Below are 16,290 nucleotides of genomic sequence, written 5' to 3'. Positions count from 1 at the left end.
ACCACTCAGGCGCTGGTGATGCTGGCTCGCAAGCTTGCTCGGGTGGTATTCGCCTTGCTGAAAGGGCAAAGCGAATATCAGCCAAAAGCCAGTTGAGGGCTTTCCCTCAACCATAGAATCTCCCACATTTGACCGATGTGTACATGAATCCCGAGTACACCCAAATTCACTGTGGGAGCGAGCCTGCTCGCGAAGAGGCCATCACTACCGCTGCAAAACCCGCAGACGAAAAAAAGCCCCGACTCAATAAGAGCCGGGGCTTTGTGTTGAAGCGCTACAACGACTTAGCCGTTGAACACGTCATCCACGCTTTTGAGCGGGTAGTTCTTCGGATACGGCAGGGTCGCTACGCCGGTCTCGATCGCAGCCTTGGCCACGGCATCGGAGATCACGGTGATCAGACGAGCATCCATTGGTTTCGGAATGATGTACTCACGACCGAATTCCAGTTTGATGCCGCCGTAGGCGTCGCACACTTCCTGAGGAACCGGCAGCTTGGCCAGTTCGCGCAGGGCGTTGGCCGCAGCCACTTTCATTTCTTCGTTGATGCGCTTGGCGCGAACGTCCAGGGCACCACGGAAGATGAACGGGAAGCCCAGCACGTTGTTGACCTGGTTCGGGTAGTCCGAACGGCCGGTCGCCATGATCACGTCGTCGCGGGTGGCGTGAGCCAGTTCCGGGGCGATTTCCGGATCAGGGTTCGAGCACGCGAACACGATCGGGTTGGCCGCCATGGATTTCAGGCCTTCAGCGCTCAGCAGGTTCGGGCCGGACAGGCCAACGAACACGTCCGCGCCTTTCAGGGCGTCGGCCAGCGTGCGTTTTTCAGTCGAGTGAGCGAAAACAGCCTTGTACTGGTTCAGGTCGTCACGGCCGGAGTGGATCACGCCGGTACGGTCAACCATGAAGATGTTTTCGATGTTGGCACCCATGCTCACCAGCAATTTCATGCAGGAGATGGCAGCAGCACCGGCGCCCAGGCAGACGATCTTGGCGTCAGCGAGGGTTTTGCCAGCGATTTCCAGGGCGTTGATCATGCCGGCCGCAGTCACGATCGCGGTGCCGTGCTGGTCATCGTGGAATACCGGAATGTCGCACTGCTCGATCAGAGCGCGTTCGATCTCAAAGCACTCAGGTGCCTTGATGTCTTCCAGGTTGATGCCACCGAAGGTGATGGAGATGCGCTTGACGGTGTCGATGAAGGCTTGCGGGCTTTCGGAGTCGACTTCGATGTCGAATACGTCGATGCCGGCGAAGCGCTTGAACAGCACGCCTTTACCTTCCATTACTGGCTTGGAAGCCAATGGGCCGAGGTTACCCAGGCCGAGAATTGCGGTGCCATCGGAAATGACTGCAACCAGATTGCCCTTGCCGGTGTACTTGTAGGCGAGTTCAGGGTCGCGGGCGATTTCGCGGACTGGTTCGGCTACACCGGGGCTGTAGGCCAGCGACAGGTCGCGGGCGGTAGCGGTGGCTTTGGTGAGCTCGACGCTCAGCTTCCCTGGACGAGGATGGGCATGATATTCGAGAGCGGCAGTTTTCAAATCAGACATAGGGGCATTCCGCTTTTTACTGTGGGACAGACGGACCGCCGAGGATACTCGTGTCGCAAAGTCCCTACAAGACTGACCGGTCACCCCTGTCAAGCGCCCGGTCCTACGACTTTGGACCAAGAGCCGCGGAACACAAGGGATTGACTGTTCACAATCGACAGAATAAATGTCTACAATTTTTTATCACTGTTCCATCTGAAGCATTGCCGGGTCGGTCAATGGCAAAAGCCAGCGCGCCTGCCCTTCTTTCAGTCCGCCACGCCGTGAACGGTCCAGCACCCAGCCACGGGCCTCGATCTGCCTGCCCTTCAGCCGCTCGAGATTCGCCACATCGAACTGCCCCAGCAAATTGGGTGCAACGCGCAGTACAACTGAATCCTGTAACTCGATCCAAACCCCACCGCGATTGCGCTGAACCTTGCTCACACGACCGCTGAGCACAGCGAAACCGGACGTGTTGATTTGCTCCGCTTTCAGCACAGGGGATTGACGCCACAACCCGAGTCCGGCCTGACGGGCGCTGTGTTCCGCCGCTTGCTGGCAGTCGACCAGATCGACATTCGGCGCGACCGCCACCTGGAAACCGAGCCCTTCAGCGAGCATCTGCGCTTCAAGGTTGGCGCCATCGGCGCTGTAGACATGGGCCAAGGTGCGGCCGTAATGGTCTTTGCTTTCTTTACCGGGCAGTAAACCGACCCGTCCGTCGCTGGCAGCCACCAGCGCTTCCAGGCGTTGGCGTGCCGCCACTGCGAACGGCTCGTCGGAGCGGCCTTTCTTGCCCAGCTCCGGCGTATTCAACCCGATCATGCGCACGCTGCGGCCATCGTTCAGGCGCAGCGTGTCACCATCCACCACCCGCTGCACCACAACGGATGTCAGCCCGCTCGGCGCCGGGCAGAAGGCCTGGGCACCGGAAAGCCAAATCGCAGACACAAAAAAGGCGCCCGCGAGGGACGCCTTTTTCATCAGCAAGGTAAAGCCCATGGGGCTTTGCAACCTTACTCTGCAGCAGCAGGAGCTTTCTTGCCGAAAGCACCGAAACGGTCTGCGAAGCGCTGTACACGGCCGCCAGTATCCAGAGTCTTCTGCTTACCGGTGTAGAACGGGTGGCACTCGTTGCATACGTCAGTACCCAGTGGCTTGCACAGGTTCGAACGAGTTTCGAACTTGTTGCCGCAGCTGCAAGTTACTTCGATGGTTTCGTACGCTGGATGGATATCGGCTTTCATGGTGTATTCCTCAGGCTAGTGTGCCGCCACTCAACACTATTGTTGAATACCGCACATAATTAGGCCGCGGATTCTACCAGACCTTTGCGATCACGCAAGCTGTCCCTTACACCAGTCGTCTGCTAGGCTCCCGACCCAAAGCGCCGTCCCTGTTGGAGCGAACTGTGGCGAGGGGATTCATCCCCGTTGGGTCGCGAAGCGGCCCTGAACCTGTGATCACGGTGTTTCAGAAAAACCGTATTCACCTGGTTTGCGACTGCTTCGCAGCCGAACGGGGCGGTGCGACGTTTCGCTGAATCCCCTCACCACAGTTAGCTCCCACAGGTGGCAGCCCCGCTGTTTATTTCCTGCTTATCGAGATCCCCCGCGTGCCCGACGCCATTTTGCGCCTCGCCCTGCCTTCGCCCCTGCGCCGCCTGTTCGATTACCGTGCCCCGGCCGGGATCCTGCGTGCCCAGTTGCAGCCAGGCATGCGCCTGCGGGTGCCGTTCGGCCGACGGGAGATGATCGGGATTCTGGTGGAGGTGACCGACACCAGTGAAGTGCCGGTAGAAAAGCTCAAGCCGGCCCTGGCCCTGCTCGATGCTACGCCGCCTCTGCCGCCAGCGCTGTTCAAACTGTGCCTGTGGACGTCTCAGTATTACCAGCACAGCCTCGGCGACACCTTGAGCTGGGCGCTGCCGGTACTGTTGCGACAAGGCGAACTGGCTGAAGCGCGGCAGGAACGCTTCTGGTCCGCCGCGCCCGGCGCCAGCCTTGATGACCCGCGCATCGCTCGCGCCCCGCGTCAACGGGAGGCCCTGGCGACCCTGGCCCAACATCCCCACGGCGTCGCCCATCAGTTGTTGAGCAAACTGATGCTGAGCAAGGACAGCCTGGATTTGCTGCTGGCCAAGGATCTGGTACACGTCGAAATCCGCAAGCACGCCCCCGACGCCCGCCACGAACACTGGCTGGCGCAGCCGGAACTGCCGCTCAACCCGGAGCAACGTGCGGCCTATGAGGCGATTCGCGCCGGGTTCGACAGTTATCACGCATTCCTGCTGGCCGGCGTCACTGGCAGCGGCAAGACCGAAGTCTATTTGCAGCTGATCCGCGAAACCCTCGAGGCAGGCAAACAAGCGCTGGTGCTGATCCCGGAGATCAACCTCGGCCCGCAGACCCTGGCGCGCTTCGAGCAGCGCTTCAATGCACGCATCGCGCTGATCCACTCGGCGGTCAACGACCGCGAGCGCCTTGAAGCCTGGCTCGCTGCCCGGGACGGTGACGCCGACATCATTATCGGCACCCGCTCGGCACTGTTCACGCCGATGAAGAACCCCGGCCTGATCATCATCGATGAAGAGCACGACGGTTCCTATAAACAGCAGGAAGGCCTGCGCTATCACGCCCGCGACCTGGCATTGGTGCGCGCACGCCAGGAAAACATCCCGATTGTCCTCGGCTCCGCCACGCCTTCGCTGGAAAGCCTGCACAACGCCTACACCGGCCGATACGGGCTCTTACGCCTGAATGAGCGCGCCGGCGGCGCCAAGCAACCGCGATTCCTGCGCCTGGACGTAAAAAGCCGCCCACTGGACAGCGGCATTTCCGGACCGATGCAGCAGGCCATCGGCCAGACGCTGGCCGCTGGGCAACAAGTGTTGGTGTTCCTCAACCGTCGCGGTTTTGCGCCCACGCTGCTCTGCCATGACTGTGGCTGGATGTCCGAATGTCAGCGCTGCGATGCACGCATGACCGTGCACCAGCGCTCCGGCGAACTGCGCTGCCACCATTGCGGCTACGTCGAACGCGTCCCTCGGCATTGCCCGAAATGCGGCAAGGTCGATTTAAGGCCTGTCGGCGCTGGCACCGAGCGCGCCGAAGAACGTTTGGGGATTTTGTTTCCCGACGTCCCGGTGCTGCGGGTCGACCGCGATAGCACTTCGCGTAAAGACGCCATGAATCAACTGTTCGCGACCATTCAGAAGGGCCAGCCCTGCATTCTGGTCGGCACGCAAATGCTTGCCAAAGGGCACCACTTTCCACGGGTGACGCTGGTGTCGATTCTCGATGCCGACGGCGGGCTGTTTTCCGGCGACTTCCGCGCCAGCGAGCGCATGGCGCAGTTGATCGTCCAGGTGGCCGGGCGCGCGGGCCGGGCTGAAGAGCCGGGCAAAGTGATCATCCAGACGCACCTGGCCGACCATCCGCTGCTGGTGCAATTGACTGAACAGGGCTATTTCGCCTTTGCCGAACAGGCGTTGAGCGAACGTCGCTCGGCGGGTCTGCCGCCGTTTGCGCACCTGGCGCTGCTGCGGGCCGAAGCGCACAAACCGGGGCAAGCTGAAGGTTTTCTTGATGAGGCGTGCAGCGAGGCCGAGCGTTTGCTGGCCGAACAACACCTGACCGGGATTGAACTGCTAGGGCCGGTGCCGGCGCCGATGGAACGCCGGGCCGGGCGTTATCGTGCGCAGTTGTTGCTGCAAGCGACGGCCCGGGCGCCATTGCATCGACTGTTAAGCAGCTGGCTGCTGGTGTTGGAACAGATGCCGAGCGGGCGGGCGGTGCGCTGGTCGCTGGATGTCGATCCTGTGGATTTGTATTGAATTCAAGATTGCTATCGCGGGCAAGCCCGGCTCCCACAGGGATCTGCGTTGTTCACATGCTCTACGTCATACCACTTACCCTGTGGGAGCGGGCTTGCTCGCGAAGGCGGCCGATTTGTCACCACATATCCATAACCTGCCCGCTATAGTTGGCAAGCCCGTCTTCGCAACGGATAATGCCCAGTTTTTCCACTAGCGCATCCAGGCGCCGCCGCGCTTGCGGTCGAAAGAGAACACCATGAAAGACACCATTCGCCAGCTGATCCAACAAGCCATCACCCAACTCGTCAACGAAGGTGTGTTGCCTGAAGGCCTGTCGCCGGCGATCCAGGTGGAAAACTCCCGTGACAAGACTCACGGCGATTTCGCCAGCAACATCGCCATGATGCTGGCCAAACCGGCCGGTATGAAGCCGCGCGACCTGGCCGAGAAAATCATCGCCGCGCTGCCGGCTGACGAAAACGTCTCCAAAGCCGAAATCGCCGGCCCTGGCTTCCTGAACTTCTTCCAGAACACCCAAGCCCTGGCGACCCGCCTGGACGCGGCCCTGGCCGACGACCACATCGGCGTACGCAAGGCCGGCCCGGTGCAGCGCACCGTGGTTGACCTGTCGGCCCCAAACCTGGCCAAAGAGATGCACGTCGGCCACTTGCGCTCGACCATCATCGGCGACGGCGTGGCCCGGGTGCTGGAGTTCCTCGGCGACGAAGTGATCCGTCAGAACCACGTCGGCGACTGGGGCACCCAGTTCGGCATGCTGATGGCGTATCTGCAGGAAAACCCGATCACCAGCGACGAGCTGTCGGACCTGGAAAACTTCTATCGCGCCGCCAAGCAACGCTTCGACGAATCCGCAGAGTTCGCCGATCGCGCCCGCGGCCTCGTGGTCAAGCTGCAAGCCGGCGACCCGGACTGCCTGGCGCTGTGGACCAAGTTCAAAGACATCTCGCTGTCGCACTGCCAGAAAATCTACGAACTGCTGAACGTCAAACTGACCATGGCCGACGTGATGGGCGAAAGTGCCTACAACGATGACCTGATCAACGTAGTCAACGACCTCAAGGCCGCTGGCCTGCTGGTCGAGAGCAACGGCGCCCAGTGCGTGTTCCTCGACGAGTTCAAGAACGCCGACGGCGACCCACTGCCGGTGATCATCGTCAAGGCTGACGGCGGTTACCTCTACGCCACCACCGACCTGGCGGCCGTGCGTTACCGCAGCGGCAAGTTGAAGGCTGATCGCGCGCTGTACTTCGTCGACCAGCGTCAGGCCTTGCACTTCCAGCAAGTATTCCAGGTCGCGCGCCTGGCCGGCTTCGTGACGCACCCGATGGAAATGGAGCACATGGGCTTCGGCACCATGAACGGCGCCGATGGCCGTCCGTTCAAGACCCGTGACGGCGGCACCGTGAAGCTGATCGACCTGCTGACCGAAGCCCAGGAACGCGCCTACACGCTGGTGAAAGAAAAGAACCCTGCACTTGCCGAAGACGAACTGCGCAACATCGCCAAGGTTGTGGGCATTGGCGCGGTGAAATACGCCGACCTGTCCAAGCACCGCACCAGCGACTACAGCTTCAACTTCGACCTGATGCTGAACTTCGAAGGCAACACTGCGCCGTACCTGCTGTACGCTTACACCCGCGTGGCCGGCGTGTTCCGCAAACTCGGCAAGGACTTCAGCGAAGTCGAAGGCCAGATCGTCCTCGAAGCACCGCACGAGCACGAGCTGGCGGCGAAGCTCGCGCAGTTCGGCGAAGTGCTGAACAACGTTTCTGACAAAGGCACGCCGCACATCCTGTGCACCTACCTGTACGATGTCGCCGGCCTGTTCTCCAGCTTCTACGAGAACTGCCCGATCCTCAACGCCGACACCCCGGCGCAAATGCAAAGTCGTCTGCGCCTCGCCGCGCTGACCGGCCGCACTCTCAAGCAAGGCCTGGAACTCTTGGGTCTGGAAACTCTGGAGCGTATGTAAGTTGGCTGCCAAGAAAAAACCTGCACCCAAGCGTGGCGCCAGCCGTTACCAAGCTCCTGCAAAGCAACCGATCCCGGGATGGCTGTGGATGGCCATCGGCCTGACGGTCGGCGCGTTTGTTGTGTTCCTGATGAAACTGGAACCAGGCAAGGGCAGCGAGAGCGTCAAGCGCGAGAAGATCGAGCAGCAGAAAGCCACCAAGATCGCCGAGGCCAACAAGACCCCGCCGAGCCCGACGCAACCGGTGAAGCCGAAGTACGACTTCTACACGTTGCTGCCGGAATCGGAAGTCATCGTGCCGCCGGATGCCGTGCCGGAGAAAACCCTGCCGACGCCACAAGTGCCGGCCATTCCGACGACGCCGGTTACGCCAGAGCAAGCGGCGAAGATCGATACCGCGCGGGCTCAGGCCGCACTGGCCGGGATTACCCCGCCGCCAGCGCCGCCGGTGTCCAAAGCGGCGCCAGTGACCAAGTTCTTCCTGCAGGCCGGCTCGTTCCGCAAGGAGGCTGATGCGGACAAGGTTCGGGCCCAGATCATCCTGCTCGGTCAGGCGGTGGCGGTTGAATCCGGCACCGTGAAGGACGAAACCTGGTACCGGGTATTGGTCGGCCCGTTCAGCAACCGCGAGCAACTGACCACGGCCCAGAAACAACTGGCCGGCAGTGGGTTCAGCAACCTGTTGTTACAACAACGCCAAAGCCGCTGACCCTTTTTTTGTGGGCACCTTAATCTGAGGTCGCCCACAAACCTGTGGCGAGGGGATTTATCCCCGTTGGGTCGCGCAGCGGCCCTCAAACCTCCACCTGCGGAGTATCAGACATACCGTGGGCACTGGTTTCGCGACTGCTCTGCAGCCGAACGGGGCGGTGCGACGTTTCGCTAAATCCTCGCCACAGTTATCGCATGCCATTCGTCCCCCACCGTTGAAATCCTCTCCACCACCCCCATATGAGTTGGCATAAGGCATTTTCGCCCCGCTGCGTGGAGACTCTCCCTTTGACCACCATCGTTTCAGTTCGCCGCCACGGCAAAGTCGTCATGGGCGGCGACGGCCAGGTTTCGCTCGGCAATACCGTGATGAAAGGCAATGCGAAGAAAGTTCGCCGCCTGTACCACGGGCAAGTGATCGCCGGTTTTGCCGGGGCCACCGCTGACGCCTTCACCCTCTTCGAGCGTTTCGAAGGCCAGCTTGAGAAACATCAGGGCCACCTGGTTCGCGCCGCTGTCGAACTCGCCAAAGAATGGCGCACTGACCGCTCCCTCAGCCGCCTCGAGGCCATGCTCGCGGTCGCGAACAAAGACGCCTCTCTGATCATCACCGGCAACGGCGATGTGGTCGAACCCGAAGAAGGTCTGATCGCCATGGGTTCCGGTGGCGGTTACGCCCAGGCCGCCGCCAGCGCGCTGCTGAAGAAAACCGATCTGTCGGCCCGGGAAATCGTCGAAACCGCCCTCGGCATCGCCGGCGACATCTGTGTATTCACCAACCACACCTTCACCATTGAGGAGCAGGACCTCGCTGAGTAAGCCTGTTTTGGCCACCACGCCACGGCTCACTTTTATCTGAGGACCGCCAATTACTATGTCCATGACTCCCCGTGAAATCGTCCACGAACTCAATCGCCATATCATCGGCCAGGACGATGCCAAGCGCGCCGTCGCCATCGCGCTGCGTAACCGCTGGCGCCGGATGCAGCTGCCTGAAGAGCTGCGCGTTGAAGTCACGCCAAAAAACATCCTGATGATCGGCCCGACCGGTGTCGGTAAAACCGAGATCGCTCGTCGCCTGGCGAAACTGGCCAACGCGCCGTTCATCAAGGTCGAAGCGACCAAATTCACCGAAGTCGGCTATGTCGGCCGCGATGTTGAATCGATCATTCGTGACCTGGCCGACGCGGCGATCAAGCTGCTGCGCGAACAGGAAATGACCAAGGTTCGCCACCGCGCCGAAGACGCCGCCGAAGAACGCATCCTCGACGCCCTGCTGCCACCGGCACGCATGGGCTTCAGCAACGACGACACCGCACCGTCGGCCGATTCCAACACCCGTCAGCTGTTCCGCAAGCGTCTGCGCGAAGGCCAGCTGGATGACAAAGAGATCGAAATCGAAGTCGCCGAAGTGACCGGTGTCGATATCTCCGCGCCGCCGGGCATGGAAGAGATGACCAACCAATTGCAGAGCCTGTTCGCCAACATGGGCAAGGGCAAACGCAAGAGCCGCAAGATCAAGGTCAAGGAAGCACTGAAACTGGTGCGTGACGAAGAAGCCGGACGCCTGGTCAACGAAGAAGAGTTGAAGGCCAAGGCGCTGGAAGCGGTCGAGCAGCACGGCATCGTGTTCATCGACGAAATCGACAAGGTCGCCAAGCGCGGCAACTCCGGTGGCATCGACGTCTCCCGTGAAGGTGTACAGCGCGACTTGCTGCCACTGATCGAAGGCTGCACCGTCAACACCAAACTGGGCATGGTCAAGACCGACCACATCCTGTTCATCGCATCCGGTGCGTTCCACCTGAGCAAGCCGAGCGATCTGGTGCCTGAGCTGCAAGGTCGTCTGCCGATTCGTGTCGAACTCAAGGCGCTGACGCCTGAAGATTTCGAACGCATTCTCAGCGAGCCGCACGCCTCGCTCACCGAGCAGTATTGCGCCCTGCTGAAAACCGAAGGCCTGGTGATCGAGTTCCAGCCGGACGGTATCAAGCGCATTGCCGAGATCGCCTGGCAGGTCAACGAGAAGACCGAGAACATCGGTGCCCGTCGCCTGCACACGCTGCTCGAGCGCCTGCTTGAAGAGGTGTCGTTCAGCGCCGGCGATCTGGCCAGCGCCCACGACGAAAAGGCGATCCTGATCGATGCCGAATACGTCAACAGCCACTTGGGCGAATTGGCGCAGAACGAAGACCTGTCCCGTTATATCCTGTAAGCCAAGCGACCCTCTGTAGGAGCACAGCTTGCTGGCGATAGCGCACTTGAGATCGCCATCGCCAGCAAGCTGTGCTCCTACAGGAGTCAGACCACGCGCCTACAGACGGACTCCAGGTCATGACCCAACTCCCCACCGACATCAAACTGCACAAAGCCTCGAAAACCCTGTCGCTGAAATATGCGTCCGGCGAGGAGCATCACCTGCCCGCCGAGTTCCTGCGCGTGCACTCTCCTTCCGCCGAGGTCCAGGGCCACGGCAAACCTATCCTGCAATTTGGCAAGATCGGCGTAGGCCTGACCAAGGTCGAACCGGCCGGTCAGTACGCACTGAAATTGACCTTCGACGACGGCCACGACAGCGGCCTGTTCACCTGGGAATATCTGTACCAGCTGGGCGTGCGCCAAGAGGATCTCTGGAACGATTATCTTGCCGAACTCAAAGCCGCCGGAAAGACCCGCGATCCGAACGAATCCGTCGTCAAGCTGATGCTCTAGCTCAGGCCTTTCGCTCATTAGAAGGCATTTTCTAATTCCATCTGTTTGAATGCTCCGCTTTCGGGTCAACGATTGGCCCGCTTGCGAAAAAAATTAAACTCGGGTAACCAATGGAGCTGGCAAGGTACCTGCAGTGCTCTCTGAACTAAAAAGCAGCGATGCAGAATTAACGGTCACCCGAGCAGTAGTACCTGGCATTGGCTGTGGACTGCACAGCTGGACCCAGGTATTCGTCTCAGGACAATGGAGCGTCGTAGATGAGTAACAAGAATAACGATGACCTGAAAGTTCAGGCCTCGGAAAATACCTTGGGGCTGAATCCGGTCGTTGGACTGCGTAGAAAAGATCTGTTGGGCTCTGCCCGAATGGTGCTGACCCAGGCCATCAAACAACCGATTCACAGTGCAAAGCATGTCGCTCATTTCGGTATCGAACTGAAGAACGTGCTGTTCGGCAAATCCGCGCTGCAACCGACAAGCGATGACCGTCGCTTTTCCGATCCGGCCTGGAGTCAGAACCCGCTCTACAAACGTTATTTGCAAACTTACCTGGCGTGGCGCAAGGAGCTCCACGACTGGATCGGCGAAAGCAACCTCTCGCCCAAGGACGTCGCACGCGGGCATTTCGTGATCAACCTCATGACCGAAGCCATGGCCCCGACCAACAGTGCGGCCAACCCGGCGGCGGTCAAGCGCTTCTTCGAGACCGGCGGCAAAAGCCTGCTCGACGGCCTCTCCCATCTGGCCAAGGATCTGGTGCACAACGGCGGCATGCCGAGCCAGGTCAACATGGGCGCGTTCGAGGTCGGCACGAGCCTGGGCGTCACCGAAGGCGCGGTGGTGTTTCGCAATGATGTGCTGGAGCTGATCCAGTATCGGCCGACCACCGAGCAGGTGCACGAGCGCCCACTGTTGGTGGTGCCACCGCAGATCAACAAGTTCTATGTTTTCGACCTGAGCCCGGACAAGAGCCTGGCGCGCTTCTGCCTGCGCAACAACATGCAGACGTTCATCGTCAGCTGGCGCAACCCGACCAAGGAGCAGCGTGAGTGGGGCCTGTCGACCTACATCGAAGCGCTCAAGGAAGCGGTCGACGTGGTCACCGCGATCACCGGCAGCAAAGACATCAACATGCTCGGCGCCTGCTCCGGTGGCATCACCTGCACCGCCCTGCTGGGCCACTACGCCGCGCTCGGCGAGAACAAGGTCAACGCCCTGACGCTGCTGGTCAGCGTGCTGGACACCACCCTGGACAGCGACGTTGCACTGTTCGTCGACGAACAGACCCTCGAATCCGCCAAGCGCCACTCCTATCAGGCCGGCGTACTGGAAGGTCGCGACATGGCGAAAGTTTTCGCCTGGATGCGCCCCAACGACCTGATCTGGAACTACTGGGTCAACAACTACCTGCTGGGCAACGAGCCGCCGGTGTTCGACATCCTGTTCTGGAACAACGACACCACACGGTTGCCCGCAGCGTTCCATGGCGACCTGATCGAGATGTTCAAGACCAACCCATTGATCCGCCCCGACGCACTGGAAGTGTGCGGCACACCGATCAATCTGAAGCAGGTCACTGCCGACATCTACTCCCTGGCCGGAACCAACGACCACATCACCCCGTGGAAGTCCTGCTACAAGTCGGCACAACTGTTCGGCGGCAAGGTTGAATTCGTGCTGTCCAGCAGCGGGCATATCCAGAGCATTCTGAACCCGCCGGGCAATCCGAAATCGCGCTACATGACCAGCACCGAGATGCCGGTCAAGGCCGAGGACTGGCACGAAAACTCCACCAAGCACACCGATTCCTGGTGGCTGCACTGGCAGGCATGGCAAGCCGAGCGTTCCGGCAAGCTGAAGAAGTCTCCAAGCAGTTTGGGCAACAAGGCTTATCCAGCAGGTGAAGCTGCACCCGGCACTTATGTGCATGAGCGATAACTGACACACCTCGCCCTCCTGTGGGAGCGGGCTTGCTCGCGAAAGCGATTGATCATTCAACAGTGATGTCGACTGACCTGACGCATTCGCGAGCAAGCCCGCTCCCACAGGGGATCGAGGGTGAAATTGAGACAGTGACCCACAGGGCCTGAAGCATGCCGCAACCGTTCATATTCCGTACCGTCGACCTGGATGGCCAGACCCTCCGCACGGCAGTACGCCCCGGCAAGCCTCACTTGACGCCCTTGCTGATTTTCAACGGCATCGGCGCCAACCTGGAGCTGGTGTTTCCGTTCGTCGCGGCGCTGGACCCGGACCTGGAAGTCATCGCTTTCGACGTCCCGGGTGTCGGCGGTTCGTCGACGCCAAAGCGACCGTATCGCTTTCCGGGCCTGGCGAAACTCACGGCGCGGATGCTCGACTATCTCGACTACGGGCAAGTCAACGTAATCGGCGTGTCGTGGGGTGGCGCCCTCGCCCAGCAGTTCGCTTACGACTATCCCGAGCGCTGCAAGAAACTCGTTCTGGCGGCCACGGCGGCTGGCACGGTGATGGTGCCGGGCAAGCCGAAAGTCCTGTGGATGATGGCCAGCCCACGACGCTACATCCAGCCGTCTCACGTGATTCGCATTGCGCCGATGATCTATGGCGGTGCATTCCGTCGCGATCCGACCCTGGCCGCCAGCCATGCCGCCAAGGTCCGCTCGGCAGGCAAACTCGGTTACTACTGGCAGCTGTTCGCCGGCCTCGGCTGGACCAGCATTCACTGGTTGCACAAGATCCACCAGCCAACCCTGGTACTGGCCGGTGACGACGATCCACTGATTCCGTTGGTCAACATGCGGTTACTGGCCTGGCGGATTCCCAACGCCCAATTGCACATCATCGATGACGGGCATCTGTTCTTGATTACCCGGGCCGAAGCAGTGGCACCGATCATCATGAAGTTTCTCCAGGAAGAACGTCAGCGTGCCGTGATGCATCCGCATCCGGCGCCATTGGGCGGCTAATCGGCCCTGGCTTTTGTTACAAAAAGGGGTCGGGAAGACGCAGTGCCGCGCAACAATCCGCAACAGCGTCTATGGTGTTCTGGTTCGGTGTAACTGTATTGGCCTGAAGACGAAGGAGTGTTGATTCATGCGCGAGAAACCAGCGAGGGAATTTTTGCCCACTCCCGCCGCGTTCATTAATGCGCAGAGTGCGATTTCCGGTCTGCGTGGTCGGGATCTGTTTTCCACCCTGCGCAGCGTTGCCGCCCATGGATTGCGCAACCCGGTGCACACAGCCCGACACGCCTTGAAGCTGGGCGGTCAACTGGGCCGCGTACTGCTGGGCGAAACCCTGCACCCGACCAACCCGCAGGACAATCGCTTTGCCGACCCGGCGTGGAGCCTCAATCCTTTTTATCGCCGCAGTTTGCAGGCTTACCTGAGCTGGCAGAAGCAGGTCAAACACTGGATCGACGAGAGCAACATGACCCCGGACGATCGCGCCCGCGCGCACTTCGCGTTCGCCTTGCTCAACGACGCCATGGCACCGTCCAACAGCCTGCTTAATCCGCTCGCGATCAAGGAGATCTTCAACTCCGGCGGCAACAGCCTGGTGCGAGGCATCAGCCACCTGGTCGACGACTTCCTGCACAACGACGGTCTGCCCAGACAAGTCACCAAACAAGCTTTCGAGGTCGGCAAAACGGTCGCCACCACTACGGGCTCCGTGGTGTTTCGCAATGAGCTCCTGGAGTTGATCCAGTACAAACCCATGAGCGAAAAGCAGTATTCCAAACCGCTGCTGGTGGTGCCGCCACAGATCAACAAGTACTACATTTTCGACTTGAGCCCGCACAACAGCTTCGTCCAGTTCGCCCTGAAGAACGGCCTGCAAACCTTCATGATCAGCTGGCGCAATCCAGATGTGCGTCATCGCGAATGGGGGCTGTCGACGTACGTCGAAGCCGCGGAGGAAGCGATGAATGTGTGCCGGGCGATCACCGGTGCTCGCGAGGTCAACCTGATGGGCGCCTGCGCGGGCGGACTGACCATTGCCGCCCTGCAAGGCCATTTGCAGGCCAAGCGGCAACTGCGGCGGGTGTCCAGCGCGACCTACCTCGTGAGCCTGCTCGACAGTCAGATGGACTCGCCGGCGACCCTCTTCGCCGACGAACAGACGCTTGAAGCGGCCAAGCGTCGCTCCTATCAGAAAGGCGTGCTGGACGGCCGCGACATGGCCAAGGTCTTCGCCTGGATGCGCCCCAACGATTTGATCTGGAGCTATTTCGTTAACAACTACTTGTTGGGCAAGGAGCCGCCAGCGTTCGACATCCTCTACTGGAACAACGACAACACACGGTTGCCGGCAGCCTTGCATGGCGACTTGCTGGACTTCTTCAAACACAACCCGATGAGTCATCCGGGGGGTCTGGAAGTGTGCGGCACACCGATCGACTTGCAGAAAGTCACCGTCGACAGCTTCAGCGTCGCGGGCATCAACGACCACATCACCCCGTGGGATGCGGTGTACCGCTCGACCCTGCTGCTGGGTGGCGAGCGGCGCTTCGTGCTGTCCAACAGCGGTCATGTGCAGAGCATTCTCAACCCACCCTCAAACCCGAAAGCCAACTTCGTCGAGAGCACGAAGCTGAGCACTGACCCACGGGCCTGGTACTACGACGCCAAGCCAGTCAGCGGCAGTTGGTGGACTCAGTGGCTGGGCTGGATTCAAGAACGTTCAGGCGCGCTGAAAGAAACCCATATGGCGCTCGGCAACCAGAACTATCCACCGATGGAAGCGGCACCCGGCACTTATGTGCGCGTGCGCTGACTGACAACGAACCACGGCCGGCGCCGGCCGTGGCATGACTCGACCATTAAGAAGACTGGATGAAAACCCGCGACCGGATTCTCGAATGTGCTTTGCAGTTGTTCAATCACAAGGGCGAGCCGAACGTCTCCACCATGGAAGTGGCCAACGAAATGGGCATCAGCCCGGGCAACCTCTACTACCACTTCCACGGCAAGGAGCCGTTGATTCTCGGACTGTTCGAGCGCTTCCAGGCCGAACTGGCGCCGCTGCTCGATCCACCGGCCGATGTGGAGCTGGCACCGGAAGATTACTGGCTGTTTCTGCACCTGATCGTCGAGCGCCTGGCCCATTACCGGTTTCTGTTCCAGGACCTGTCGAACCTCGCCGGGCGCTTGCCGAAACTGGCCAAGGGCATACGCAACCTGCTCAATGCGCTGAAGCGCACACTGGCTTCGTTGCTCGCACGATTGAAGGCTCAGGGGCAATTGGTCAGCGATACCCAGGCGTTGGGGCAACTGGTGGAACAGATCACCATGACGCTGCTGTTCTCGCTGGACTATCAGCGGATTCTTGATCGCGAGGGAGAGGTGAGATTGGTGGTGTACCAGATCATGATGCTGGTGGCGCCGCATTTGTTGCCGCCGATCAAGGTCGCGACGGAGCAGATGGCCCTTCAATACCTCGAAGAACACGAGTAACCCTGAACACAGATAACCACTGTGGGAGCGGGCTTGCTCGCGAATGCGGTGTGTCATTCAGCATGGATGTCGACTGAAACACCGC

The 16,290-nt window shown here is 60.4% G+C and carries 13 protein-coding genes and 1 pseudogene; 11 read left to right on the top strand and 3 right to left on the bottom strand.

The features are described 5' to 3' along the window. Positions 1-96 (top strand): annotated as a pseudogene (locus KGB03_RS30375) (IS110 family transposase); the annotation flags it as partial. 188 nt (positions 97-284) lie between these two features. Here KGB03_RS30375 and KGB03_RS30370 read toward each other — a convergent pair. From KGB03_RS30370 to rpmE, 3 genes are all read right to left on the bottom strand, one after another. Then, positions 285-1,553, bottom strand: coding sequence for a malic enzyme-like NAD(P)-binding protein (locus tag KGB03_RS30370; RefSeq protein ID WP_008149557.1), 1,269 nt, complete (start codon positions 1,551-1,553; stop codon positions 285-287). Positions 1,554-1,736: 183 nt separating this feature from the next. Continuing rightward, complete coding sequence (locus tag KGB03_RS30365; protein ID WP_223530832.1) at positions 1,737-2,537, bottom strand: thermonuclease family protein; 801 nt, start codon at positions 2,535-2,537, stop codon at positions 1,737-1,739. A gap of 14 nt (positions 2,538-2,551) precedes the next feature. Next, positions 2,552-2,782, bottom strand: coding sequence for a 50S ribosomal protein L31 (gene rpmE, locus KGB03_RS30360; RefSeq protein WP_008080648.1), 231 nt, complete (start codon positions 2,780-2,782; stop codon positions 2,552-2,554). Between the two features lie 368 nt (positions 2,783-3,150). Between rpmE and KGB03_RS30355 the strand changes: the two genes are divergently transcribed. The 10 genes from KGB03_RS30355 to KGB03_RS30310 all read left to right on the top strand — a co-directional run bounded on the left by KGB03_RS30355 (position 3,151) and on the right by KGB03_RS30310 (position 16,205). Beyond that, entirely contained in the window at positions 3,151-5,370 is a 2,220-nt protein-coding gene (locus KGB03_RS30355) for a primosomal protein N' (RefSeq protein WP_218536888.1), read from the top strand. Between the two features lie 238 nt (positions 5,371-5,608). Beyond that, a complete protein-coding gene (gene argS, locus KGB03_RS30350; protein ID WP_223530830.1) occupies positions 5,609-7,345 on the top strand; it encodes an arginine--tRNA ligase in 1,737 nt (578 codons plus the stop codon). A gap of 1 nt (position 7,346) precedes the next feature. Next, positions 7,347-8,054: an SPOR domain-containing protein gene (locus tag KGB03_RS30345; protein WP_111449375.1), complete on the top strand. Its 708-nt coding sequence runs from the start codon at positions 7,347-7,349 to the stop codon at positions 8,052-8,054. A 290-nt stretch (positions 8,055-8,344) separates the two neighbouring features. Continuing rightward, positions 8,345-8,875, top strand: a complete 531-nt coding sequence (gene hslV / locus KGB03_RS30340; RefSeq protein ID WP_007899242.1) for an ATP-dependent protease subunit HslV — start codon at positions 8,345-8,347, stop codon at positions 8,873-8,875. A gap of 55 nt (positions 8,876-8,930) precedes the next feature. Next, positions 8,931-10,271: an ATP-dependent protease ATPase subunit HslU gene (gene hslU / locus KGB03_RS30335; protein WP_223530828.1), complete on the top strand. Its 1,341-nt coding sequence runs from the start codon at positions 8,931-8,933 to the stop codon at positions 10,269-10,271. A gap of 119 nt (positions 10,272-10,390) precedes the next feature. Next, entirely contained in the window at positions 10,391-10,768 is a 378-nt protein-coding gene (locus KGB03_RS30330; RefSeq protein WP_008025216.1) for a gamma-butyrobetaine hydroxylase-like domain-containing protein, read from the top strand. Between the two features lie 257 nt (positions 10,769-11,025). After that, positions 11,026-12,705 (top strand): class II poly(R)-hydroxyalkanoic acid synthase, encoded by a 1,680-nt coding sequence (phaC, locus tag KGB03_RS30325; RefSeq protein WP_111449377.1) that lies wholly within the window; start codon positions 11,026-11,028, stop codon positions 12,703-12,705. Positions 12,706-12,860: 155 nt separating this feature from the next. Next, a complete protein-coding gene (gene phaZ, locus KGB03_RS30320) occupies positions 12,861-13,715 on the top strand; it encodes a poly(3-hydroxyalkanoate) depolymerase (protein WP_218536885.1) in 855 nt (284 codons plus the stop codon). A 127-nt stretch (positions 13,716-13,842) separates the two neighbouring features. Continuing rightward, positions 13,843-15,525 (top strand): class II poly(R)-hydroxyalkanoic acid synthase, encoded by a 1,683-nt coding sequence (gene phaC / locus KGB03_RS30315; RefSeq protein WP_218536884.1) that lies wholly within the window; start codon positions 13,843-13,845, stop codon positions 15,523-15,525. Between the two features lie 59 nt (positions 15,526-15,584). Next, complete coding sequence (locus KGB03_RS30310; RefSeq protein ID WP_008149531.1) at positions 15,585-16,205, top strand: TetR/AcrR family transcriptional regulator; 621 nt, start codon at positions 15,585-15,587, stop codon at positions 16,203-16,205. Positions 16,206-16,290: the final 85 nt, after the last annotated feature.

Source organism: Pseudomonas sp. BF-B-26, assembly GCF_019956495.1.
Taxonomy (GTDB): domain Bacteria; phylum Pseudomonadota; class Gammaproteobacteria; order Pseudomonadales; family Pseudomonadaceae; genus Aquipseudomonas.
The sequence above is the reverse complement of the archived record's forward strand: the minus strand, read 5'-3'. Positions and strand labels throughout refer to the sequence as shown.

Bases quoted from the DNA above. Each gene is read 5' to 3' on its own strand.
- KGB03_RS30370 (WP_008149557.1), bottom strand. From the start codon at position 1,553: ATGTCTGATTTGAAAACTGCCGCTCTCGAATATCATGCCCATCCTCGT.
- KGB03_RS30365 (WP_223530832.1), bottom strand. From the start codon at position 2,537: ATGGGCTTTACCTTGCTGATGAAAAAGGCGTCCCTCGCGGGCGCCTTT.
- rpmE (WP_008080648.1), bottom strand. From the start codon at position 2,782: ATGAAAGCCGATATCCATCCAGCGTACGAAACCATCGAAGTAACTTGC.
- argS (WP_223530830.1), top strand. From the start codon at position 5,609: ATGAAAGACACCATTCGCCAGCTGATCCAACAAGCCATCACCCAACTC.
- hslU (WP_223530828.1), top strand. From the start codon at position 8,931: ATGTCCATGACTCCCCGTGAAATCGTCCACGAACTCAATCGCCATATC.
- KGB03_RS30330 (WP_008025216.1), top strand. From the start codon at position 10,391: ATGACCCAACTCCCCACCGACATCAAACTGCACAAAGCCTCGAAAACC.
- phaC (WP_111449377.1), top strand. From the start codon at position 11,026: ATGAGTAACAAGAATAACGATGACCTGAAAGTTCAGGCCTCGGAAAAT.
- phaZ (WP_218536885.1), top strand. From the start codon at position 12,861: ATGCCGCAACCGTTCATATTCCGTACCGTCGACCTGGATGGCCAGACC.
- phaC (WP_218536884.1), top strand. From the start codon at position 13,843: ATGCGCGAGAAACCAGCGAGGGAATTTTTGCCCACTCCCGCCGCGTTC.
- KGB03_RS30310 (WP_008149531.1), top strand. From the start codon at position 15,585: ATGAAAACCCGCGACCGGATTCTCGAATGTGCTTTGCAGTTGTTCAAT.